This window comes from Photobacterium marinum, assembly GCF_000331515.1.
Classification (GTDB): Bacteria; Pseudomonadota; Gammaproteobacteria; order Enterobacterales; family Vibrionaceae; genus Photobacterium; species Photobacterium marinum.
In genome coordinates this window covers 14,298-37,285 of the sequence record NZ_AMZO01000029.1, presented here as the reverse complement: position 1 = coordinate 37,285, position 22,988 = coordinate 14,298, and the positions used below count along the sequence as shown (strand labels likewise).

The following is a 22,988-nucleotide window of genomic DNA, read 5'->3' as shown; positions in this document are numbered from 1 at the left end:
TAAAGTTACAACTATCATGAAGAAATCTGCTGCACTTTTTCGTTCTGTAGCTGTATCAGCAGCCATGCTGGCTTCAGTGTCTGTCGCAGCCGCACCAGCTGTCGTTCCTGAAGCTCCGCAGATCGCTGCGAAAGGCTACGTACTAATGGACTACCATTCCGGCAAAATCCTGGCCGGAAACAAAGAATATAACCAAATCCCGCCAGCCAGCCTGACTAAAATGATGACCAGCTATGTTATCGGTCAGGAAGTTAAGCGTGGCAACATCTCGATGAACGATACTGTCGTGATCAGCAAGAATGCATGGGCGAAGAACTTCCCGGGTTCGTCCAAGATGTTCATCGAAGTTGGCAGCGAAGTTAAAGTTTCTGATCTGAACCGCGGTATCATCATCCAGTCTGGTAACGATGCATGTGTTGCCATGGCTGAACATGTTGCCGGCTCAGAAGACTCTTTTGTCGATTTAATGAATGCCTGGGCCAAAACCTTGGGGATGGATTCTACTCACTTTGCCAACGTTCACGGCCTGGACAACCCGCGCCTGTTAACTACGCCATATGATATGGCTCTGCTGGCACAAGGCCTGATCCGCGACGTACCGGAAGAGTTTGCGATCTACAAAGAGAAGTCGTTTACCTACAACGGCATTACTCAGTACAATCGTAACAGCCTGCTGTGGGACAAAAGCCTGAATGTAGACGGCCTGAAAACCGGTCACACCAACAATGCCGGTTACAGCTTGGTAAGTACGGCAACAGAAGGCAAGATGCGCCTGATCGCTGTAGTAATGGGTACAGACAGCCCGAATGCCCGTAAAGCAGAAAGTAAAAAGCTTCTGAACTACGGCTTCCGCTTCTTCGAAACTGTGTCTCCACACAAAGCGAACGAAACTTTCGTTACCGAGAAAGTATGGATGGGGGATACTGACGAAGTATCTCTGGGTGTAAGTGAAAATACCTTCGTTACCCTGCCTCGCGGCCAGACTAAAGACCTGAAAGCCAGCTTTGTTCTGGAAAAAGAGCTAAAAGCTCCGATTTCAAAAGGTGATGTTGTGGGTAAGCTTTACTACCGCGTCGGTGATGAAGACATTGCAGAATACCCGCTGCTGGCTCTTAACGATGTCAACGAAGGTGGTCTTTTCAGTCGTCTGATTGATTACATTATGCTGCTTTTCAAAGGCTGGTTGAGCTAATTCAGCTGCCTGATTAATCAATAAAAAGAGGTAACTTCGGTTACCTCTTTTGCTTTCAGGGCTCCGGACAGCCCGGTCCCTGATGCTTGTTTTATAGTAGTCGACCCATTAATATGCTCGGCTACATACAGTTATACCAATGCATAATCCTGGAGTTCAGAATGCAGCAGCAAGAACAGCCAAAACTTAAAGATCTGTTAGAGTTCCCTTGTAAATTCACTTACAAGGTAATGGGTTTTAATAAACCTGAACTGCCGGATCTGGTTGTTGAAGTTATCCAGCGTCATGCCCCTGGCGACTACTCACCAACAGTGAAACCTAGCGGCAAAGGCACTTACAGTGCTGTTTCTGTCACAATTACCGCAACCTCTATCGAGCAGGTTGAAACGCTTTATAAAGAGCTGGGTGACATTGAAATTGTTCGCGTAGTTCTTTAAAACAATACGGTATATAACCCTACAAATTGGCGGCTGTAAAAACAGCCGCCGAGTTTTATAATGCCCCTATAAGTGATGCCGTTTTAAGGTATTACCAGCCAACAAAATGGGTATTAAATTGAATAATAACATTATCGTTCGAGACCTTGGCCGCCAGGATTACCAAACAACCTGGCAAGCCATGCACGAATTCACAGATCAACGTAATACCGACACCACAGATGAAGTCTGGCTGGTTGAGCACAACCCTGTGTTCACCCAAGGTCAGGCAGGGAAAGCCGAACACCTGCTCAACATCGGTGATATCCCAGTGGTTCAAAGTGATCGCGGCGGTCAGGTAACCTATCATGGCCCCGGCCAACAGATTGCTTATATTCTCGTTGACCTGCGACGTCGTAAACTCGGTGTGCGCGATTTAGTTACGCACATTGAAAATACGATAATAAATACTCTTTCCCGCTTCGGGATAGAGTCCTATGCCCGCCCGGACGCTCCCGGTGTGTATGTCGACAATAAAAAGATATGCTCGCTCGGACTGAGAATCAGGCGTGGTTGCTCTTTTCATGGTCTGGCACTCAATATAAATATGGATCTGGAGCCATTTTTGCGCATTAACCCGTGCGGCTACCAGGGGATGGAAATGACCCAGGTGGCAGTCCTTAATGGCCCGTCTGAACTTGCCGAAGTTCAACCTGTACTTATCGATGAGCTAGTCAAACTGCTCGATTATCAGAGCATTGAGTGGATAACGGAAAGCAATTCATAATGAGCAAACCAATTAAAATAGAGAAAGGTGTCAAATACCGTGACGCCGATAAAATGGCGCTTATCCCGGTTCGCAATGTCGCGGAAGAAGCCCCAAAGGAAGTTTTACGTAAGCCGGAGTGGATGAAAATCAAACTGCCGGCTGACAGCCAACGAATTCAAGACATTAAGTCAGCGATGCGCAAGAACAAGCTTCACTCAGTGTGTGAAGAAGCCTCTTGCCCTAACCTGGCGGAATGTTTTAACCACGGTACTGCCACCTTTATGATCCTGGGTGCCATCTGTACACGCCGTTGCCCGTTCTGTGATGTAGCCCACGGCCGTCCGCTGCCACCGAATGCCGAAGAGCCGACTCAGCTGGCACAGACCATCGCAGATATGAAGCTGCGCTATGTTGTAGTCACCTCTGTAGACCGTGATGACCTGCGCGATGGCGGTGCTCAGCACTTCGCTGACTGTACCCGTGAAATCCGAGCTAAAAGCCCGGACATTAAGATTGAAACACTGGTGCCGGACTTCCGTGGCCGTATGGACCGCGCACTGGAAATCCTGCGTGATAACCCGCCGGATGTGTTCAACCATAACCTTGAAACAGCGCCACGCCTCTACCGAAAAGCTCGCCCGGGCGCGAACTATAAATGGTCGCTGGAACTGCTACAGAAATTCAAAGAAATGCACCCAGAGATCCCGACCAAGTCTGGCCTGATGATGGGTTTAGGTGAAACCAAAGAAGAAATCGTTGAAGTGCTGAAGGATCTGCGCGCTCACGGTGTGACAATGCTGACGCTGGGCCAGTACCTGGCTCCGAGCCGTCACCACCTGCCGGTTGAGCGTTATGTACCACCTTCAGAATTTGACGAACTGAAAGAGATCGCACTGGAGCTAGGCTTTACCCATGCCGCCTGTGGTCCGTTTGTTCGTTCTTCTTACCACGCCGACCTTCAGGCGCAAGGCGAAGAAGTGAAATAATCACTTCAAAGCGAGGAGCAAGGAAAAACATGCTCTTCGCTTCTTGTTCAGCAAATACAAAAAAACCGCTGCGGCATTGCCGGAGCGGTTTTTTAATCATACTGAAAAATGATTAGCTCTTATTAGCGCGTTCAATTGCCGCGGCAAATACAGGAGCCATACTCTTCAGTGCTTCTTCTGTGACGGGCTTACCATCCGTATCTGTTACATTAACTGACGTACGGTTACCCAAATCACCTAACTGCAGTCGGTATGAACGATTATCAAGCTCAATTGGCTGAGTTCCCAGTTCAGTCCAGAATTCATCATCCGGTGAACGGAACTTAACTTCAACAATACCCTGCGAGCGATTTCGGCCTTCCACAGTAAAGCCCAACTGCCCCAACATATTCGGTAAGCGTTCCCAGAACACATTATACGGAGCGCGGGCAATGATGACTGGCAAACCACTACGGTCCTGACCCATTGAAATAGGGATCTGCTTAACCAGCTCTTGAGCACGCAAGCGGGCCAGTTCGCGCTCCTGCTCATCATAGCGAGACATAACCAGGTTGGTCATCAGAATGCTGTAACGTTCTTTGTTAATCGCAGAAACCGGAGTCGTTTTGCCGCCTTCTCGCCAGTCAATCAAAGATATTTTGTAGCTATAACGATTTACCTCTGATGACTTCTCAATCAGATAACGGCTGCCAATCTCGCTTTCTTCATCCTCATTAGTCCAGTTGACCCAATCAGTTTCCATCGCATTTGCAGACTGGCTGCGCAACTTAATGTTCCGCTCACTAATCAGACGTTGAGTCAGCTGCCAGACTTTGGTCAGCTCTTCGGGTTTGAGTAATAACAGGCTAACACCATCCGCATCTTTCACTGCCCGGGCGCCCGGGATCAAAGCCAGCACCTGCTGTGGTGGACGGATATCAACACCTGCACCCAACTCTCCCTGAAAATTCTGGGCAGGGATCGCATAATCATAAACCTGTGAAGCTTGAGCTTCAGCAGGTAGATTCCATGCACCCAAAGGTTTAGTTTCAAGGTAATTGAAATCCTGGTTCGCCTGGCGACGGCGTTCCGCACCACCAGAACACCCCGCTAAAACAGCAACCATTACTGCGGTTACCGCCAGCCTGTATTTATTATTCATTAAGCTTTCGCGCTCCTACGCTCTCGCAAATTACAGCAGCACATTGGCATCTTTCAGCGCTTCAGTCACCACTTGCTGTGCAGGTTCACTCAGCTCAGTCAGTGGCAGGCGCAAGGTTCCGTGCTCAATTAAACCCAGTTGATATGCTGCCCATTTCACCGGGATTGGATTAGATTCAACAAATAGCTCTTTATGCAAAGGCATCAAGCGTTCGTTGATTTCTTTTGCAGCATCAAACTGACCAGACAGTGCCAGCTTGTACATGGTTGCCATTTCTGCTGCGGCCACATTAGCCGTCACCGAAATAACCCCATGTCCGCCTGCTGCAACAAAATCTAACCCTGTAGCATCATCACCGCTAAGTTGGATGAAGTCTTCCCCACAAAGTTCCCGAGTTTTTTGTACTCGAGACAGATCTGCCGTGGCATCTTTAATCGCAACGATATTCTCAATTTCAGCAAGGCGAGCGACAGTCTCCGGCAGCAGGTCAACGCCGGTACGAGAAGGTACATTGTAAAGAATCTGAGGCAGTTCTGAGGATTCGGCAATCGCTTTGAAATGCTGGTACAAACCTTCCTGAGTCGGCTTATTATAATAAGGCGTGACAGTCAGGCAACCGGCAACACCAGAGCCGTTGAAAAGTTTACTGAAGGTGATGGCTTCATGAGTAGCATTCGCGCCGGTACCAGCAACAACAGGAATTCGACCTTTGGCATATTCCAAAGTCTTCATGACCACTTTTACATGCTCATCAACAGTTAAAGTTGCTGACTCCCCTGTCGTTCCTACTGCCACAATTGCATCTGTGCCAGCTGCAATGTGATATTCAACTAATGATGCCAAACTGGCATAGTCAACTTCACCGGCTTCATCCAGTGGCGTCACCAACGCAACCATGCTTCCTGAAAACATGTCCATCTCCCCTGTATATGTAAGTTGTCATGGTACTTTTCAGTTACAGTAAACTCAAGACAGAAGTATGTAAATCAGTTAAGTAAAACCCGTCCAATAGTTGGCAATAATGTGTTATTTTTCGTCGAGTTCTCAGAATTTCATTCCTTCCATCACAACTTCTTTGATTCGATCTACGGAGCTTCTGGCTCCAATAGCTAGATTTACAATGACTGTGCTACCATGCCTGTGATAATAACAATCAGATGTGTATAGATATGGAACATTACTTAGTTGTCACAGCCGTAGGAACGGACCGCCCGGGCATATCAGATGAAGTCACCCGACTAATCAGCCAATGCGATTGTAATATCGTCGACAGTAGACTTGCTATCTTCGGCAGGGAATTCACCCTCATTATGCTACTTTCCGGTAATGCTAATGCCATTTCCCGTGTGGAATCGACATTACCATTAAAGGCGCAACAGCATGATCTGCTGACCGTGATGAAGCGTACCACCAAGCACGAGTATCGCTTATTCCCCTATACCGCCGACTTCCATATCGAAGCTGACGATGCACCGGGAATTATCGAACAGTTCACCCGTTTCTTTGCCAGCCGGCAAATTGACATTGCCTCACTCAGTGCGCATACCCATGAAGCAGGTCAAGAGGGTGATCCGAACCGTTTTCAGTTACAAATCAGTGCCAACCTGCCTGAAGACTGTAACTTAACAACTATACAAGAAGAATATGAAGCACTCTGCCAGGATCTGCTTGCCAGCGGCACAGTGACCTTCATCGGCCATAATCAATAAGGAAAAAACTATGAAGACATTGACCGCCGGTACTCCGGCGCCAAACTTCACGCTCATGAACCAGGACAACCAACCAGTTAGCCTGACTGACTTTAAAGGTAAAAAAGTACTGGCCTATTTCTACCCAAAAGCCATGACGCCAGGCTGCACCGTTCAAGCATGTGGCCTGCGTGACAGCAAAGCAGAGCTGGACGCACATAATATTGTGGTTCTGGGAATCAGTATTGACCCAGTCAAGCGCCTGCCTAAATTTATTGAACGCGATAACCTGAACTTTACTCTGTTGTCTGATGAAGACCACGTGGTTGCTGACCAATTCGGAGTCTGGGGTGAGAAAAAGTTCATGGGTAAAATCTATGACGGCCTGCACCGCATCAGCTTCCTGATCAATGAGGAAGGTGTTATTGAACACGTCTTCAATAAATTCAAGACCAAGGATCACCATGACGTCGTACTGAACTACCTGAACGACAACGCCTGATACCGGTTTATTTAAACGTCGGTTTAAAAATCTATTTAAGTAGATGTTCAAAAAAATCCCCCGGTCTTTACCGAGGGATTTTTTATGAGCGACTTTTGAATGCAAGCTAAGGTAATTACAGCTCTGTTGCGTTAACCCAGATAACTGCATCCTGAGACAGTTCTTTGCCTTTGTGCTCTGTTGCTGGGCCTGAACCCAGACATGCAAAGCCCCAAACGCCCGCTTTAGGGATACCGAATGTAAATTCACCATCCTGATCAGTAATCGCTACGATAGCAGTTTCAGGCGCTTCACGGTGTGTAGTTTTACCGAATGCGTTACCTTTCATATCAATATCTGTATTGATGTATTCGATCTCACACTCAACACCTGCAGCAGGTTTGCCTTCAGACAGAACCTGACCAGAGAAAGTGCCACCAGCAAATACCTGGTAAGGTTTGTTCAGAGGAACAATCTCGGTTGGCAAACCAAGAGGCTGTTCCCAACCAGTAGGCAGGCCACCTTTGTTCACGTAAGACTTAGTGATTTGTTGAATGTAGATATCTTCGCCTTTCTCGTAATACGGAGCCGGAACAACCGCAAATACGTAGTCACCGTTACGCTTCACTTTGTAATCAGCCTGGTAAGCTTTTGCAGTGTTCTCTGGGCCTTCCCAGCTAATTTGCTTTAGCTTGCTCATCAGGTCGATGCGCTTATCTTTGAACTGAACAAAGAACTGCTCTGGCTTATCCATATCCATAACATGGCCATTTTCCATTGGGTGGCCAAATACCAGTTTCATGTTCATTTCAGTTGGTTTTTCTAGCAGCACATCCGGCGTGTAAGCCAGCTGGAAGTGTGCATTAGCAGCACCAGAAACAGCCAAAGCGGCAGCACCAAGGGTGGTAAGAAGCGTTTTTTTCATTTTATATTATTCCTTTATACTTAGAGGCTTAACCTCATGACTGCGTATTACTCGGTGATATCTTCACTTGAAATTTCAACCAGGTGACCCGGACCAGCATTGAACTGAACCTTGTAATCACCTTCCGGCTTATTAAATTCGAACTCACTGTCCTCGCTCATTTTGCCGTTAATCAAAGCCTTTCCATTGGCATCAACCACGGTCAGTTCCACACCTGCCGCCGATGAACCGTCAGAGAAGCCCCCCTCACACAACACAGTGCCGTCACCGTTGTCGTAACAGGAGCACAGAGGGGTATGAGCCATAGCGGCAAGCGGCATCATGGAGAACATGAGCGCAAATGAAAGTTGTTTTTTATTCATGTCGTGACCTGATTTTAGTTATTAGCGGAGCTTACCTAGCTCAATTAAAAAGAGCCCTGTAAGCAGCCTCCTGAATATCGCGACACAAGATAACAACATACTGAATGAGAATCTCTCTTATTTACAGTTTTATTGAGATAGATCAATAAAACTGATAACGATTATCACCTAGCTTGAAAGTCGTTGATTTTTATAAATAATGTCTATGACGTCACCACTGACTTTTATTCCAATTTAACAACTTGTGAGCAGTATTTATGACACTGAACGATACCCTTCCAAACCAAACTGTTGTTGTTCACCGTCATCTTGCTACCGGCATGATCAGGCAACGCCTGATGGATCTGGGCATCATGCCTCAGGCGGTTGTAACCATGATCAGAAGTGCACCACTTGGTGATCCCATCGAAATTAAAATTGATAACACCCATGTTTCACTGCGTCGTTCAGAAGCCGCAGGTATTGAAGTGACAACCACTGCTCATTCTGAAGCATGTTGTTAATGCCTAAGTAAGGAACGCAATAATGACCAATCGCACGCCGCTGGTTGCCCTGTCAGGTCAACAGAATGCCGGTAAATCCACACTGTTTAATTTGCTTACCGGGGCGCGACAGCATATCGCCAATTACCCCGGCGTCACCGTTGACAAGAAATACGGTTATTTCCGCCATCAAGGTCAGTCCTACCAAGCCGTTGATCTTCCAGGTACGTACAGCCTGTCTTCCTTTTCACTGGAAGAGCGGGTAGCACGAGACTTCCTCTGCGCCGAAAAACCTGACCTGGTCATCAACGTTGTCGATGCTGCCAACCTGAAGCGTTCCCTACACCTGACGGTGCAGTTACTTGAAATGGAGTGCCCAACCGTACTAGCTCTGAACATGATGGACGTGGCAAAAAAGCAGGGAATTGCGATTGATACTGAAGCGCTCAACCAATACCTAGCCATACCGGTAGTAACGACTGTAGGTCGCAAAGGGGAAGGACGCGAAGAACTCTGTAACGTTATTGAAGCCAACACAATCAAAGATTCAAATGATCCACAAACAACGCAGGATAAGCTTCCCGAATACCCTGCTTTGAACGAAGCCATGGCCGTTTTGGATACCGCCCTTGCTCCGCTGGAAGCGCGAATTGCGGAACAGCCTTACCGCTGGCTTAAACTCAAAATGCTGGAAAACGACAGCCAGATCTACACCAAACTGGCGGAAATACTATCCGAATCAGAGCTGTCAATACTGCGCGATATTGTTACTAAGCAACGCTCTCAGTTTGAACAGCAACATGACACCAGCATCAATGACTATATCGCAGCCGAACGTGAAGCCTTTATTCAGGCAATGCTGAAGGCCGCTGTCAGCGTTGCGCCCAGTAAAGGTCCGACGTTGTCACAACGCATTGATAAACTGGTACTGAACCGCGTACTGGCACCTATTTTCCTGGTACTGACCGTCTTTATGATTTATCAGTTGGCGATTGTTCAGGGCTATGAGCTGACTAACTATACCTGGCCTTACCTTGCCAGCATGCGTGAACTGGTTGCCGGACTGCTGCCGGAAGCCGGCTTCCTGTTTGACCCATACACCCGCTCACTGGGACTGTGGATTGTCGATTCAGCCAACACACTGTTGAACTATGTGCCAATCTTCCTGATCCTGTTCGCCCTGATCGCAATACTGGAAGATTCAGGTTACATGGCCCGTATTGCTTTTGTGGTCGACAAGATCCTGAACCGCTTCGGCCTGCACGGGCAAAGCACTTTGCCTATGATCCTTAGTGGTGTCTTTGCCGGAGGCTGTGCCGTACCGGGTATCATGGCAACCAAGGGGATCCCGGATCACCGTGCCCGCATGGCGACTATCCTGACGGTTCCTTTCATGAACTGTCTGGCTAAAGTTCCGCTTTATACGCTACTGGTCGGCATCTTCTTCGAACAGGACAAAGCATTGATGATGTTCTACATCTCAACGATGACCATCATTGCAGCTCTGCTGGTTGCCAAACTGCTGTCTGTCACTGTTCTGCGCGGTGAAGAGAGTGCACCGTTTGTCATTGAGCTACCACGTTACAACCTGCCGACAGTCAGAGCCGTACTAACCCGTGCGTTCGAGCGTACCTGGATTTATATCAAGAAGGTAGGCACCATCGTTGTCGCAGTATCTGTCGTAATTTTCACCCTACTGCAATATCCGGGTTTGCCTCAGGAACGCGAAACCTTCTATCAGCAACGCGCAGAGCAAGCAGTTAACACATTCAACAAGAAGATGAAAAACAACCCGTACCTTGAAATTGCTCAAGGCGAACGGTTGGTTTCACTGGTGAATTTCTATAACGATTACAAACGCGCCAAGCTCAATGCCAGCGGTGCTGAAGCCTCCAGAGCGGTCAATGCTACATTCGAAGAACGAAATCCTGAGTTCTACCCGTTTGTGAAAGCACCGAAAGGCGACAAAAATGCCAAGAAAGCCAACCGTGCTCTTCGCAAATTGGTCAGCGCACGCAAATCGATTCGTCGGGAGATTAAAGAAGAACGCCTGACCAACTCGGTACTTGGCTCAATCGGTCGTTCACTGGAGCCTGCCACCCAATTTGCCGGCTTCGACTGGAAGATCAACGTCGCTCTGCTGTCTTCCTTCGCCGCACGAGAAAGCAGCGTTGCCACCCTTGGCGTTCTGTTCCAACAGGAAGATGACCAGAACAATACGCTGGAAAAACGTATGGGTGATCAGAGCAACAACATTACATCACTAACTGCTGTTGCAATGATCCTGTTCTTTGCACTATATCCACCATGTCTGGCAACCACCATCATGGTAAAGGTTCAGACCGGTCAATATCGCTGGATGCTGCTAGCACTGATCTTCCCGACAGCCCTTGGCCTGGGTGTCGCCAGTACCACCTATACCTTGGGAATGGCTCTGGGTGTATCCGGTATCACCATGATGAGCGGCGCTTACTTCAGTGGGCTGGCATTACTGTTGATAGTCGGTTTTTACCCGGCTCTGAAGCACAAGCTTATGCCCGGCTCAACACCCTCAGCACTGAGTAACCACGGAGTATAATTATGACAACCAAGACTGCACAGACTTTACCTGTTATGCCGGACCTGACCGCAAATACTGACTGGACAGATATCGTCGTTGTCAGTCTGGTCGTCTTTACTGCGCTGGTTTATCTCTATTTCAAATGGTGGAAGAAGCAAGGGCGCTGCGCCGGGTGCAACGGCTGCGGCAAAGCCGCTCCTCGTAAGTCTCATTGCCAGACAATGGGGACAATTGCCACCCTACGCCCTATCGATAATGACACCACACCACCATCATCAGCGAATCGGTGACAAAGAACAGGTAAATAACCTCATTTACCCAAAACCAATACAAAAATGCCCGCATCACCTGCGGGCATTTTTTTAATTTTGATTCGATAAGATTAAACCAGCTTATTCCGCCGTCTGCTCTTCGTCTTCACCGGGTTCATTAGACGGCAGCGCATTCCACACGGCTTTCACCAGTGTCGCCAGCGGGATAGCAAAGAACACGCCCCAGAAGCCCCACAAACCACCAAAAACCAAAACCGCGATGATAATCGCGACTGGATGAAGGTTCACCGCTTCCGAGAACAGAATTGGCACCAACACATTGCCGTCCAACGCCTGAATAATGCCGTAAGCCACCAGCAGCCACCAGAAATCAGGGCTAATTCCCCACTGAAACAAACCAACCATAGCTACTGGCAGGGTTACTGCCGCCGCACCGATATAAGGAATCAGGACAGAAAAACCAACCAGTACGCCCAACAATACCGCATAGCGCAGATCCATTACCGCAAACGTAATGTAGCTGACAATCCCGACAATCAGGATTTCTGTTACCTTGCCGCGAATATAGTTGGTGATCTGCTCATTCATCTCAGCACCAACCTTACTGGTCAGGCGGCGATTCTTAGGCAGCAGGCCACTCAGGGTTGCTAACATTTCTTCTTTGTCTTTAAGCAGGAAGAAAACCAGCAAAGGCACCAAAATCAGATAAACAGCCAGAGTAGCCAGGCTCACCAGTGAAGCTAATGAACCTTTAACCACACTCTCGCCCATGCCCAAGACTTTCTCACGCAGGGTATCCATAAAGGTGGCAACCTGATGCGGTTGAACAAAATCAGGATAGCGCTCCGGCAGACTGGATACGAAATGCTGCAGACCGTTAAACATATTCGGCACATCAGCGACCAGATTACTTACCTGATGCCAGATAGTTGGTACCAAACCAAATACAGCCATTACCATCAGTCCGGCAAAAAGGAGCAAGACCAGCACGACAGAAATTGAGCGCGGCAAACCTAGCCGGGTAAGCCTCATCACAGGCCATTCCAGCAGGTACGCCAAAACAATCGCCACCAACAATGGAGCGATCAGGTTGCCGAAGAAATAAATTGTCAGAAAGCCAAATAACAGAATGGCAACCAGACTGACGGCATGAGGATCTGAGAATCGTCGCTGATACCAGCGAGTTAGCATGTCCAGCATAAAATGTTTACTGCCTTTTGTTCACGATTATTACAAGCTGTTGCGAGGTTGCAGTGAGCTCTTCAACATTAAACCCATGGTTTAACAGGTAACGGGGTATATCTTGTCGGGCTCCTGCATCAGAAATATAAATTTCAAGACGCTGGCCGCAATGTAGTTCTCTGGTCGCGCGCTTGGCCAGTAACAATGCCATAGGGCAACGTTCTGCAGTCAAATCTAGCGATAAGGTTTCCATTCCGGCAGGCTGACAGTTATTATCCATCGAAGTATTGTAATTGACATCGATGCGACAAAAAAGAAACCAGAGAAAGGTTTCGTTGTCTCAGACTATGTAAGTTATCACTGTTCAGCAAGGATTTAGCTAAAATAAGGCGCTTACGCTCCTTGCGGACAAGGCGAATACCAGTAAAGGCGGTTTTATTATTAACATGTTTCGATTTACCAAGGCCCCAATTTATCTCTTACTCAGTGCCTTATTGGGGTCTGGTGTGACTGCTCAGGCAGAGAATTTTAACAACCTGCCGGAAATAGGGACGACAGCAGCGTCAACGCTGACGATTGAAAAGGAAATGGAGTACGGTGATGCGTATATGCGTATGTTACGTGCCAGCATGCCTGTCATCGGGGATCCCTTGCTATCGGAATATGTTCAGGATCTCGGGCACCGTCTGGTTGCCAATGCCGATGATGTCCGGACACCGTTCAATTTTTTCCTGATCCGCAACCGTGAAATTAATGCCTTCGCATTCTTTGGCGGCCATGTCGCTATTCACTCAGGTCTATTCCTATATGCCAAAAACGAGAGCGAACTAGCCTCGGTTATTGCCCACGAAATTGCTCACGTAACTCAGCGCCACCTGGCCCGCAGCATGGAAGATCAGGCGAAGAAATCACCGGCTACAATGGCAGCGATGATTGGCTCACTCATGCTGGCGATAGCCTCTCCAGAAGCAGGAATTGCGGCTATCCACGCCACCACAGCAGCCTCAGCACAGGGCCGGATCAACTACACCCGCAGTAACGAAAAAGAAGCCGACCGCATCGGTATCAATACCCTTGCTAAGTCTGGTTTTGATGTTCAGGCTATGCCCCGCTTCTTTGGTCGCCTGGCCGATCAGTACCGCTATGCCAGTACGCCACCAGCCATGTTGCTGACTCACCCGCTGCCGGAATCTCGTATTTCCGATACCCGCAACCGTGCGAACCAGTACCCAGCTCGCCGAGTAGAAACATCTGAACGCTATCAGCTGGCACGAGCGCGGATTGTCGCCCGTTTTGCCAGCATCGACAGTGAAGCCGCTCTGGACTGGTTTAACCGCCAATTGAAAAAAGCCAACGGTAAACAGAAAGCCGCCCTCAATTACGGTAAAGCTCTGGTTTATATCGATTCAGGCAAATATCAGCAGGCCCGCGAAATACTGACACCATTGCTGAAGGCTGAGCCGGACAACCGGTTCTATATTGATGCTGCGACTGATCTGGATATCTATGAGAATAAGTTTGATCAGGCTATCACTCGCCTTGAAAACGCACTCAAAGCCAACCCAAATCACAGTGTGCTTCGCCTGAATCTGGCCAATGCCCTGCAAAAAGCCGGGCGTAGTGCAGAAAGTATTCCAGTCCTGACCCGATACACCTACGACAACAGCGATGATAGCAATGGCTGGTATCTGCTCTCTCAAGGCTATGCCAACATCGGTCGTCGTGATGCCGAGCTGGCTGCCCGTGGTGAACTGATGGCGCTGAGAGGACAATGGGACAAAGCAATCCAGCATTACATCGAAGCCAGCCAGCTTGTGGATGTTAACTCTCTTGACCAGGCTCGCTACGATGCCCGGATTGACCAACTCCGCACAGCCCGCGCCCGATTCGCAAATCTTTGATCCAATAGCCGATCTTTCCTTTTCTTACCGGTTGCAGTTCCTCTACAATGGAACTGCAACAATTATTCTCCATTTTGCTAACCTTACTGCTCAATAGGTATCGGCAAATGGGTATAACTATCAGGAGAGATCATGTCAGTTACTATCTATCATAATCCGCGCTGCTCAAAGAGCCGTCAGACCCTTGCCTTGCTGGAAGAAAAAGGCATTACCCCAGACATTGTAAAATATCTGGAGCAAACACCGGATGCCGACCAGCTGAAAGCCCTGCTCAACAAACTAGGTTTTGACTCTGCCCGCCAGATGATGCGCACCAAAGAAGCACTTTATAAAGAACTGGCTTTAGGTGACGAGAGCGTCAGCGAAGAACAACTGTTCGAAGCGATGGCCAGTAATCCTAAACTCATTGAGCGACCAATTGTGGTTAACGGCAGCAAAGCAGCCCTGGGCCGTCCGCCAGAGCAGGTACTGGACATCCTGTAATGCGCAAAATACTGGTGCTTTATTACAGTCGCCATGGCAACACCCGCCAGCTAGCCCGGCATATTGCCCGTGGCATTGAGCAGGTTAACGATTGCGAAGCAGTGCTACGCACCGTCGCTGAAATTGACTGCATGGGAAAATTAGGTGAACCACCGTCTGATGGCGACCCTCTTGTCACCCATGATGATCTGAAAGCCTGTAGCGGCCTGGCCATGGGAAGTCCGGTGAGATTCGGTAATATGGCCGCCCCCCTGAAACACTTTATCGACAGTACCAGTGCCCAGTGGCTGGCCGGAACCCTGATAGGCAAGCCAGCCTGTGTATTTACTTCATCCTCCTCAATGCATGGTGGTCAGGAAACCACACTGCAATCTATGATGCTGCCACTTCTGCACCACGGCATGCTTATCGTCGGGCTACCATACTCGGAGCCGGATCTGCATACCACTCGCGCAGGAGGCACACCATACGGCGCATCTCACCTCAACCAGGGGCAACAGAAACAACTACAGAGCGATGAAACTGCACTGGCGCAGGCATTAGGACGACGACTGGCTGAAACGGCAAGCAAGCTTACCGATAACAGTTAAGGATAACGTGATGAAACCAATGAGTAAGTCAACGCAGAACTTGCGATACTTCGCCCTGACGGCCAACCTGTCGCTAATCCTTTGGGTTGGCCTGTGGCAAAGTACGATATCACCTCATCCCCACCTCAATAACTTTATTCTGGCCGGGGTATGGGTCTTGCCGATGCTGTTACCACTCAAAGGGATCCTGCAGGGGAAGCCCTACACCCATGCCTGGGCTAACTTTATCCTGATGCTGTATTTTCTCCATGCGCTGACCATTTTATGGGTCGATGACGGCGAACGTTTACTGGCGATGGTTGAGTTAGGGCTGGCCAGCAGCGCTTTTGTTGCCAATATCCTCTTTGCCCGCAACCGGGGCCGGGAACTGGGAAATAAACTGAAAAAGCTGTCACAGGTAGAAAAAGAAGAGCGGGCTGCTCACGAAGAAAAAACAACGAGCAAAACTGAAAAACCAAATAGGTAGCTCCATTACAGGCGGTTCTAACCCGTAATAAAAAAGCGGTGGCTTCTGCCACCGCTTTTTTTATAACTCAATTCGGTTCGGGTTCCAGTAATACTGGTTGCTTCTACTCTGTGACGGGTCAACGGTTGCCGTGACATCAATAGCCTGAGGGTTCTGCGGCAACGTTTCAGGCTCTGCAACCGGGAAGACTTTCTCTTCGGTTAACAGAGTTTCCGTTTCAGGAGTTACCATGGCCACTTTTTTCATCCTGTCTAATGGAACCAGACGATTATCACGGCTCAGCTCACGTTTAAACGCAGCCTCAGAGCTCAGCAGGTTCACATCAAAAACGACCTTGTTACCGTGCACCTTGCTTGCATTAACAGTAGCTACCGAAGTCATATCAGTCAGCAAACGCTCCAGAATGAAGAAATCTTCTGTGGTCTGAATATTATCGACACGGATAGCGAACTTACCATCACTAGCCCCGCCAAGCTGTACAGCGTATTTTGCCGCCAACAGATCAGCTACCTGATTCATCATTTCTGTCACGGCCAGCTCAGAGCTACCGGATGTACGCCCTTCATCAGGCGCTACCTGCGATGAAACCAGATTTTCCGGCTTATCGGTAAACAAGTGCCACGCAAGCTGGACCGTTTCCCCTTGCTGCTGACGCACACGCACAACTAATACTGCATCAGGCTGATATCGCATACTGGCATCAGCAATCGGCTGAACAAAGCCTCCCCATAAATCAGGAATATTAATTGCCGTAATATCCTCAAAATCACCAATCGGCATCATCACAGGCACGCCGCGCATATCGGCAGCCTGTTTCAACTGTGGCTGGATAACATTGCCTGACTGATCCCAGATAATGCTGCGATCACGGTTAGCCTCTTCGACTACCCACACCAACACTGACGGACGCTGCGCATCCCACAGCGTCGCATTAGCTTGCGTCAGCAAATTACGGATCTGACGGCGGTCAAAAGTCAGCTCAAGAGTCTGCCGCCCTTGGTGGTTACCATAACCAAACTGGCTTACATAAGGGGTATTGTTTTCTACCGCCTTACGGATCACTTCATTTTGTATTATTGCGCTCTGGCCTGATACCTTAATCAGAACCTGCTCCAGCGCTTGTTCACGGGCTTTTTGTTCCGACTCTTTATCAGTGTCGGGCAGTACGACCTGCGCCTCATACAGGTTGGTGACGTTTGCAGCTTTAAGCGGCAAAGCGAATAAAGCAAACAGTATTAGAGCAAAACGCAACATAGAAAACTCATTCATCACTTAGTTAAGACCTGATCATAAAATGATCGAACCGGAAACAGCAACAACTACTGACACAAAATCCTCTCTATTCTTAGTATTTCTTTATGCATCCAGTCCACATAAAAAGTAAACATCTCTCTCATTCGTATTTAAGAGTCACCCTTTTTTATGGACTAGGTCACAAAAACAGGCTGAGAAAACGCACGCCTTAAATGTAACGCTTTCAAAAAACCGTGATCGATAGCTCACTTTTAAATGCTTATAACTATTTAAAACAGTTATCACCATCAACAGTTAGGCAAACGATTACATCCATGCTAGGATTGCGCGATTTTTTTACAGACAGGGTGGAATACTACAATGATGCAGTTATTACAGGGTGCCCAAATGCTCTTTGTCGCATTTGGAGCATTGGTTCTGGTGCCGCTTTTAACCGGACTTGATCCTAATGTTGCCCTCTTTGGTGCCGGTATCGGTACTCTCCTTTTCCAAGTCATCACTAAACGTTCCGTTCCTATCTTCCTCGCTTCCTCTTTTGCTTTTATTGCTCCTATTATGTATGGCGTCCAGGCCTGGGGCGTTGCCGCTACTATGGGCGGTCTGATGATGGCCGGTGTAGTTTATGTTTGTATGGGCGCACTGATCAAAGTTCGTGGCGTCGCTTTTATCCATAAACTGCTGCCACCAGTCGTTGTCGGCCCGGTTATTATGGTGATCGGCCTTGGCCTGGCTCCAGCAGCCGTCAACATGGCACTGGGTAAAACAGGTGATGGAGCGGTTCAGCTTATCGATGGTGATACAGCACTGTGGATTTCAACAGTTTCATTGCTGACAACCATTATTGTCAGCGTATTTGCCAAAGGGTTCTTCAAACTGGTTCCGATTATGGCCGGTATCCTGGCAGGCTACGGCCTGAGCCTAGGCTTCGGTGTCGTTGACTTTACACCGGTAACGCAAGCAAGCTGGCTGGCAATGCCAAACTTTACCTTCCCAGAATTCAACATTAACGCCATGCTGTTCATGATCCCGGTTGCGATTGCCCCGGCAGTAGAGCACGTCGGTGACATGCTGGCTATCTCCAACGTTACAGGTAAAGATTACCTGAAAAAACCAGGTCTACACCGCACTATGGCTGGTGACGGTATTGCGACCATTGCAGCTTCTATGTTCGGCGCGCCACCAAATACTACTTACTCTGAAGTTACTGGTGCCGTTATGCTAACTAAAGCTTTCAACCCTGTGATCATGACCTGGGCAGCGGTAACCGCTTTGGTACTGGCATTTGTCGGCAAGCTGGGTGCAGTTCTTCAGACAATCCCGATCCCTGTTATGGGCGGTATCATGATCCTGCTGTTCGGCTCAATTGCGACAGTTGGCCTGAACACTCTGATCAAGAACCAGGTCGACCTGCACAAAGCCCGCAACCTGGTGATTGTTGCTGTCACACTGGTATTCGGTATCGGCGGTATGGCTTTCGGTATTGGTGAATTTAGCCTTCAAGGTGTCAGCTTGTGCGGTATCGTAGCAATCGTACTAAACCTTGTCCTACCGGATGACCTGGGTGAAAACCATGTCGTCGATAACGCTCAGATCGAAGACAGCGCGCTTTAACTGAGCACCCAAAACTCTTCAAATTTCAGCGCAGAAGATCGCTTCTGCGCTTTTTGCTTTTGTATGAAAAGGAAAACCTTTGGCTAACTCATACAACTAATAAACTAATCTATCACCAGTGAACTTAATAAGTAAGAATAAGCAAAAAGCTTATTGACTGGATAAAATTCCACTGTAAAAAATCAAACAAAAAGCCGGGCAAATGCCCGGCTTTCTTTTTATTGTTTCAGAAGAAGAATTACTTCGTACCGAAGATCTTATCACCCGCATCGCCCAGACCAGGAACAATGTAGCCTTTGTCGTTCAACTTCTCATCGATTGCAGCAGTGTAAAGCTCAACATCTGGGTGAGCTTTCTCAAGCGCAGCAATACCTTCAGGAGCAGCAACCAGTACCAGCACCTTAATAGAGCGACAACCATTCTCTTTCAGCAGGTCGATAGTTGCGATCATCGAACCACCGGTTGCCAGCATTGGGTCAACAACCAGCGCCATACGCTCATCGATGTTTGATGCCAGTTTATGGAAGTATGGTACCGGCTCCAGTGTTTCTTCATCACGGTAGATACCAACTGTTGAGATACGGGCGCTTGGCATGTGCTCAAGTACACCGTCCATCATCCCCAGGCCAGCACGCAGGATTGGCACAACGGTTACTTTTTTACCTTTGATTTGGTCAATTTCTACTTGACCATTCCAACCTTCAATAGTAACCTTCTCTGTTTCGAAGTCTGAAGTCGCTTCATATGTCAGCAAGCTGCCAACTTCCGTAGCCAACTCACGGAATCGCTTAGTGCTGATGTCACCTTCGCGCATAAGACCAATCTTATGTTTTACAAGTGGGTGTTTAACCTCAACGACTTTCATTTCTGACTCCTAAGCAAACAAAATTTCAAAAAATCGCACTATTATACACTAGACCATTAGCAGTCTGGTAGGGGTAACCGTTTTGATTGCTCAGGTTTTATCCAACGAGATTTATTGACGCAAACGTTTTCCTTTCCGCTATGACTGCTGTTATCATACCCCCGCTTTTATTTTCTTTAATGCGATGAGGGATCTCTGGTGAGCGGCAATAACTCTTCTCTTAGTTACAAAGATGCTGGTGTGGATATTGATGCAGGCAACGCATTAGTTGATCGTATTAAAGGGGTGGTTAAACGCACCCACCGCCCTGAAGTGATGGGCGGTATTGGTGGTTTCGGAGCACTTTGCTCGCTACCAACCAAGTACAAGGAACCAGTACTGGTATCCGGAACAGATGGCGTTGGCACAAAGCTGCGCCTTGCGATGGATCTGAATAAGCACGATACAATCGGCATCGATCTTGTTGCTATGTGTGTGAACGACCTAATTGTTCAGGGAGCTGAGCCTCTATTCTTCCTTGACTACTACGCAACCGGCAAACTGGATGTTGATACTGCAGCTGATGTTGTAGCTGGTATTGGTGAAGGTTGTATCCAGTCCGGCTGTGCCCTGATCGGCGGTGAGACTGCTGAAATGCCGGGAATGTATCATGGTGAAGACTACGACGTAGCTGGTTTCTGTGTCGGTGTTGTCGAAAAAGCTGACATTATCGATGGCAGCAAAGTTACTGCTGGTGACGCGCTGATTGCTATTGCTTCCAGCGGCCCGCACTCCAACGGCTTCTCACTGGTCCGCAAGATCATTGAAGTTTCACAAGCAGATCTTAACCAACAACTTGAAGGTAAGGCTCTGTCTGAACACCTGCTTGAACCGACCAAAATCTACGTTAAATCAACTCTGAAGATGATGGAAAGCTGCGATGTACACGCCATCTCCCACATTACTGGTGGTGGTTTTTGGGAAAATATCCCTCGCGTGTTACCGGCAGGAACAAAAGCTGTGATCGACGGTAATAGTTGGCAATGGCCTGTTGTTTTCAACTGGCTGCAAGAAGCAGGTAATGTCGATACTTATGAAATGTATCGTACATTCAACTGTGGTGTCGGTTTAGTTATTGCCCTGCCAAAAGATCAAGCCACTGAAGCTATCGAAATCTTGCAGGCCGAAGGCGAACAAGCCTGGTTGCTGGGTGAGATTGCCGTCACTGGATCCGATGAAGAGCAAGTGGAGATCAAATAAGCCGATGAAAAGTATCGTGGTCCTGCTCTCAGGTAACGGCTCAAACTTGCAGGCGATGATTGATGCCTGTCAGGAAGGCATCATCAGCAACGCCAAGGTTACAGCTGTTATTTCAAATAAAGCCGATGCTTATGGTCTGGAACGTGCACGCAAAGTCGGTATTGCGACAGTTCATCTGCCCGCTGGTGATTATCAGGATCGTGAAAGCTATGATCAGGCCCTGGCTGAGCAAATTGACCGCTTTGAACCGGATCTGGTTATCTTGGCCGGATTTATGCGGATCTTGAGCGACAAATTTGTCCGCCACTACATGGGCCGAATGCTTAATGTTCATCCATCCCTGCTACCTAAATACACAGGGCTTCATACCCACCAGCGAGCGATTGAGGCTGGAGACAAGGAGCATGGCACCAGTGTTCATTTTGTTACTGAAGAGCTTGATGGCGGCCCGGTGATCCTGCAGGCAAAAGTGCCAATCTTTGACGGCGACTCTGTCGAAGAGGTTACGGCCCGGGTACAAGAGCAGGAGCATCGAATTTACCCTTTAGTTGCCAATTGGTTCCTGCAACAAAGGCTGACAATGAAAGGTGGTAAAGCCGTACTGGACGGAGAAACATTAACGGAACACGGCTACGCAGCCGAGGACTGAACCTTCCAGCTATCATCAGCAATAAACAAAAAACGCGACTATACGTCGCGTTTTTTTATTGCTGATAAGCTGGTCAAAGCGTCCGATTGTAGACTTGTTCGCCATAATGGAACATATTGAACTCCCCTACTTCCATCTTGTGCCAGTTTTCATCATTCGTCAGCGGCTGAGTTGCAATCACGGTCACCACGTCATTCGGTGTCGTTTCCTTCTGGAAATCGATAGTTACATCCTCATCAATCAATGATGCCTGACCAAAAGGCGCCCGACGCGTGATCCAATGCAGGTTATTACTGCAATAGGTAAGTACATACTCACCATCACTGAGCAGCATATTGTAAACTCCAAGCTGACGCAGCTGATCACAGCACGAAGCAACAAACTCAAGCACCGGCTCCAGCTTTTGCGGCATTACCGGAAACCGCTCTTCCATTTGGTTCAATAGCCAGCAAAATGCTTTTTCACTGTCTGTCTGGCCAACCGGATTAAAGCGGCCGGTATCAAGGGACTGATACTCCGTCAACTGGCCATTGTGAGCAAAGGTCCAGTAACGCCCCCAAAGCTCACGGGTAAAAGGGTGCGTGTTCTCAAGGCTGACACCGCCACGGTTCGCCTGGCGAATATGGCTGATCACTGCACAGCTTTTTATCGGGTATTCCTGAACCAGTTCAGCAATACGAGAACGAGAGCTCGGGTTCGGATCTTTGAAGGTACGGAAACCTCGTCCTTCATAAAAAGTAATCCCCCATCCATCACTATGGGGGCCGGTATTCCCGCCCCGCTGCATCAAGCCGGTAAAGCTAAAACAGATATCCGTCGGCACATTGGCGCTCATGCCAAGCAATTCACACATTGTCCGTTATGCCCTTTACTCAATCAGCTTGAAGCCATTTCTTTTTCAACCAGCATGATCAAAATGTGGATGATTTTGATATGCACTTCCTGAATTCGGTCGGCAAAACCAAAATGAGGTACGCGGATTTCAACATCTGCCAGACCAGCCATCTTACCGCCGTCTTTACCAGTCAAAGCGATTGTTTTCATACCTTTGGCCTTCGCCGCTTCAATAGCTTTCAGAATATTACCTGAATTACCTGACGTAGAGAGACCGAACAGAACATCACCTGTTGCACCAACCGCTTCCAGGTAACGAGAGAACACATGGTCATAACCAAAGTCATTACTTACACATGACAGGTGGCTAGGATCTGAAATTGCGATACCAGGGTAACCCGGACGGTTTTCACGGTAACGACCAGTCAGCTCCTCGGCAAAATGCATTGCATCACAATGTGAGCCACCATTACCGCATGACAGCACTTTGCCGCCTTGCTTGAACGACTCAGCAAGCAGCTTGGCAGCCGCTTCGATATCTGCAATGTTCTTGCCATCGCTTAAAAAGCGGTTCAGTACTTCTGCAGCTTCATTCAGTTCTGCACGAATCAAATCTTGGTACATAGGGCTAATCTCAGGT

At 48.3% G+C, this 22,988-nt stretch carries 26 protein-coding genes; 16 read left to right on the top strand and 10 right to left on the bottom strand.

The annotated features are described in order from the left end of the window. The first annotated feature begins 16 nt into the window (after positions 1-16). From C942_RS18000 to lipA, 4 genes are all read left to right on the top strand, one after another. Positions 17-1,192, top strand: coding sequence for a serine hydrolase (locus C942_RS18000; RefSeq protein ID WP_007468391.1), 1,176 nt, complete (start codon positions 17-19; stop codon positions 1,190-1,192). A gap of 161 nt (positions 1,193-1,353) precedes the next feature. Continuing rightward, on the top strand, positions 1,354-1,629 hold the full coding sequence (ybeD, locus tag C942_RS17995; RefSeq protein WP_007468389.1) for a DUF493 family protein YbeD: 276 nt from the start codon (positions 1,354-1,356) through the stop codon (positions 1,627-1,629). A gap of 106 nt (positions 1,630-1,735) precedes the next feature. After that, positions 1,736-2,395, top strand: a complete 660-nt coding sequence (gene lipB, locus C942_RS17990) for a lipoyl(octanoyl) transferase LipB (RefSeq protein WP_007468387.1) — start codon at positions 1,736-1,738, stop codon at positions 2,393-2,395. Then, positions 2,395-3,363, top strand: a complete 969-nt coding sequence (gene lipA, locus C942_RS17985) for a lipoyl synthase (protein ID WP_007468385.1) — start codon at positions 2,395-2,397, stop codon at positions 3,361-3,363. Before lipB ends, lipA begins: the two co-directional genes overlap by 1 nt. 112 nt (positions 3,364-3,475) lie before the next feature. On the opposite strand, the gene bamC is transcribed toward lipA, so the two are convergent. Together bamC and dapA are read right to left on the bottom strand one after the other, a co-directional pair. Then, a complete protein-coding gene (bamC, locus tag C942_RS17980) occupies positions 3,476-4,504 on the bottom strand; it encodes an outer membrane protein assembly factor BamC (RefSeq protein WP_007468382.1) in 1,029 nt (342 codons plus the stop codon). A 30-nt stretch (positions 4,505-4,534) separates the two neighbouring features. Beyond that, on the bottom strand, positions 4,535-5,416 hold the full coding sequence (gene dapA, locus C942_RS17975; RefSeq protein WP_007468380.1) for a 4-hydroxy-tetrahydrodipicolinate synthase: 882 nt from the start codon (positions 5,414-5,416) through the stop codon (positions 4,535-4,537). A 257-nt stretch (positions 5,417-5,673) separates the two neighbouring features. Here dapA and C942_RS17970 point away from each other — a divergent pair, with 257 nt between their 5' ends. Continuing rightward, entirely contained in the window at positions 5,674-6,213 is a 540-nt protein-coding gene (locus tag C942_RS17970) for an ACT domain-containing protein (protein WP_036800996.1), read from the top strand. 10 nt (positions 6,214-6,223) lie between these two features. Continuing rightward, on the top strand, positions 6,224-6,694 hold the full coding sequence (gene bcp / locus C942_RS17965; protein ID WP_007468376.1) for a thioredoxin-dependent thiol peroxidase: 471 nt from the start codon (positions 6,224-6,226) through the stop codon (positions 6,692-6,694). 115 nt (positions 6,695-6,809) lie between these two features. Here the strand turns inward: bcp and C942_RS17960 are convergent, their stop codons facing one another. Together C942_RS17960 and C942_RS17955 are read right to left on the bottom strand one after the other, a co-directional pair. Then, on the bottom strand, positions 6,810-7,598 hold the full coding sequence (locus C942_RS17960) for a DUF4198 domain-containing protein (protein ID WP_007468374.1): 789 nt from the start codon (positions 7,596-7,598) through the stop codon (positions 6,810-6,812). Positions 7,599-7,645: 47 nt separating this feature from the next. Further along, the gene (locus C942_RS17955; RefSeq protein ID WP_007468371.1) at positions 7,646-7,960 is read right to left on the bottom strand and encodes a hypothetical protein; all 315 of its coding nucleotides are present in this window, start codon (positions 7,958-7,960) and stop codon (positions 7,646-7,648) included. Positions 7,961-8,217: 257 nt separating this feature from the next. Between C942_RS17955 and C942_RS17950 the strand changes: the two genes are divergently transcribed. From C942_RS17950 to C942_RS17940, 3 genes are read left to right on the top strand one after another with little or no spacing between them, the layout of a single operon-like run. Beyond that, the gene (locus tag C942_RS17950) at positions 8,218-8,463 is read left to right on the top strand and encodes a FeoA family protein (RefSeq protein WP_007468369.1); all 246 of its coding nucleotides are present in this window, start codon (positions 8,218-8,220) and stop codon (positions 8,461-8,463) included. A 22-nt stretch (positions 8,464-8,485) separates the two neighbouring features. After that, entirely contained in the window at positions 8,486-11,020 is a 2,535-nt protein-coding gene (gene feoB, locus C942_RS17945) for a ferrous iron transport protein B (RefSeq protein ID WP_007468366.1), read from the top strand. Positions 11,021-11,022: 2 nt separating this feature from the next. Continuing rightward, positions 11,023-11,292, top strand: coding sequence for a FeoB-associated Cys-rich membrane protein (locus tag C942_RS17940; protein WP_007468363.1), 270 nt, complete (start codon positions 11,023-11,025; stop codon positions 11,290-11,292). Between the two features lie 102 nt (positions 11,293-11,394). On the opposite strand, the gene C942_RS17935 is transcribed toward C942_RS17940, so the two are convergent. Beyond that, the gene (locus tag C942_RS17935; RefSeq protein WP_007468362.1) at positions 11,395-12,474 is read right to left on the bottom strand and encodes an AI-2E family transporter; all 1,080 of its coding nucleotides are present in this window, start codon (positions 12,472-12,474) and stop codon (positions 11,395-11,397) included. 7 nt (positions 12,475-12,481) lie between these two features. Next, positions 12,482-12,709, bottom strand: a complete 228-nt coding sequence (locus tag C942_RS17930) for a sulfurtransferase TusA family protein (protein ID WP_036801012.1) — start codon at positions 12,707-12,709, stop codon at positions 12,482-12,484. Between the two features lie 193 nt (positions 12,710-12,902). Between C942_RS17930 and bepA the strand changes: the two genes are divergently transcribed. The 4 genes from bepA to C942_RS17910 all read left to right on the top strand — a co-directional run bounded on the left by bepA (position 12,903) and on the right by C942_RS17910 (position 15,896). Next, positions 12,903-14,357 carry a beta-barrel assembly-enhancing protease gene (gene bepA / locus C942_RS17925; protein WP_036800993.1) on the top strand — a complete coding sequence of 485 codons (1,455 nt, stop codon included), beginning with the start codon at positions 12,903-12,905 and terminating at the stop codon, positions 14,355-14,357. 132 nt (positions 14,358-14,489) lie between these two features. Then, entirely contained in the window at positions 14,490-14,840 is a 351-nt protein-coding gene (arsC, locus tag C942_RS17920; protein ID WP_007468357.1) for an arsenate reductase (glutaredoxin), read from the top strand. Next, the gene (gene wrbA, locus C942_RS17915; protein ID WP_007468355.1) at positions 14,840-15,430 is read left to right on the top strand and encodes an NAD(P)H:quinone oxidoreductase; all 591 of its coding nucleotides are present in this window, start codon (positions 14,840-14,842) and stop codon (positions 15,428-15,430) included. Before arsC ends, wrbA begins: the two co-directional genes overlap by 1 nt. A 10-nt stretch (positions 15,431-15,440) precedes the next feature. Further along, complete coding sequence (locus C942_RS17910) at positions 15,441-15,896, top strand: DUF2069 domain-containing protein (protein WP_007468353.1); 456 nt, start codon at positions 15,441-15,443, stop codon at positions 15,894-15,896. 60 nt (positions 15,897-15,956) lie between these two features. Here the strand turns inward: C942_RS17910 and C942_RS17905 are convergent, their stop codons facing one another. Next, positions 15,957-17,150, bottom strand: coding sequence for a DUF2066 domain-containing protein (locus C942_RS17905; protein ID WP_036800990.1), 1,194 nt, complete (start codon positions 17,148-17,150; stop codon positions 15,957-15,959). A gap of 360 nt (positions 17,151-17,510) precedes the next feature. Here C942_RS17905 and C942_RS17900 point away from each other — a divergent pair, with 360 nt between their 5' ends. Beyond that, positions 17,511-18,761, top strand: a complete 1,251-nt coding sequence (locus C942_RS17900) for a uracil-xanthine permease family protein (protein ID WP_007468349.1) — start codon at positions 17,511-17,513, stop codon at positions 18,759-18,761. A gap of 238 nt (positions 18,762-18,999) precedes the next feature. Here the strand turns inward: C942_RS17900 and upp are convergent, their stop codons facing one another. Then, positions 19,000-19,626, bottom strand: a complete 627-nt coding sequence (gene upp / locus C942_RS17895) for a uracil phosphoribosyltransferase (protein WP_007468347.1) — start codon at positions 19,624-19,626, stop codon at positions 19,000-19,002. Between the two features lie 198 nt (positions 19,627-19,824). On the opposite strand from upp, the gene purM reads away from it, so the two are divergent. Together purM and purN are read left to right on the top strand one after the other, a co-directional pair. Beyond that, positions 19,825-20,865 carry a phosphoribosylformylglycinamidine cyclo-ligase gene (purM, locus tag C942_RS17890; RefSeq protein WP_007468345.1) on the top strand — a complete coding sequence of 347 codons (1,041 nt, stop codon included), beginning with the start codon at positions 19,825-19,827 and terminating at the stop codon, positions 20,863-20,865. 4 nt (positions 20,866-20,869) lie between these two features. After that, on the top strand, positions 20,870-21,514 hold the full coding sequence (purN, locus tag C942_RS17885; protein ID WP_007468343.1) for a phosphoribosylglycinamide formyltransferase: 645 nt from the start codon (positions 20,870-20,872) through the stop codon (positions 21,512-21,514). 73 nt (positions 21,515-21,587) lie between these two features. Here the strand turns inward: purN and C942_RS17880 are convergent, their stop codons facing one another. Together C942_RS17880 and lpcA are read right to left on the bottom strand one after the other, a co-directional pair. Further along, a complete protein-coding gene (locus tag C942_RS17880; protein WP_007468342.1) occupies positions 21,588-22,367 on the bottom strand; it encodes a class II glutamine amidotransferase in 780 nt (259 codons plus the stop codon). 23 nt (positions 22,368-22,390) lie between these two features. Further along, a complete protein-coding gene (lpcA, locus tag C942_RS17875) occupies positions 22,391-22,972 on the bottom strand; it encodes a D-sedoheptulose 7-phosphate isomerase (RefSeq protein ID WP_007468341.1) in 582 nt (193 codons plus the stop codon). Positions 22,973-22,988 lie beyond the last annotated feature (16 nt).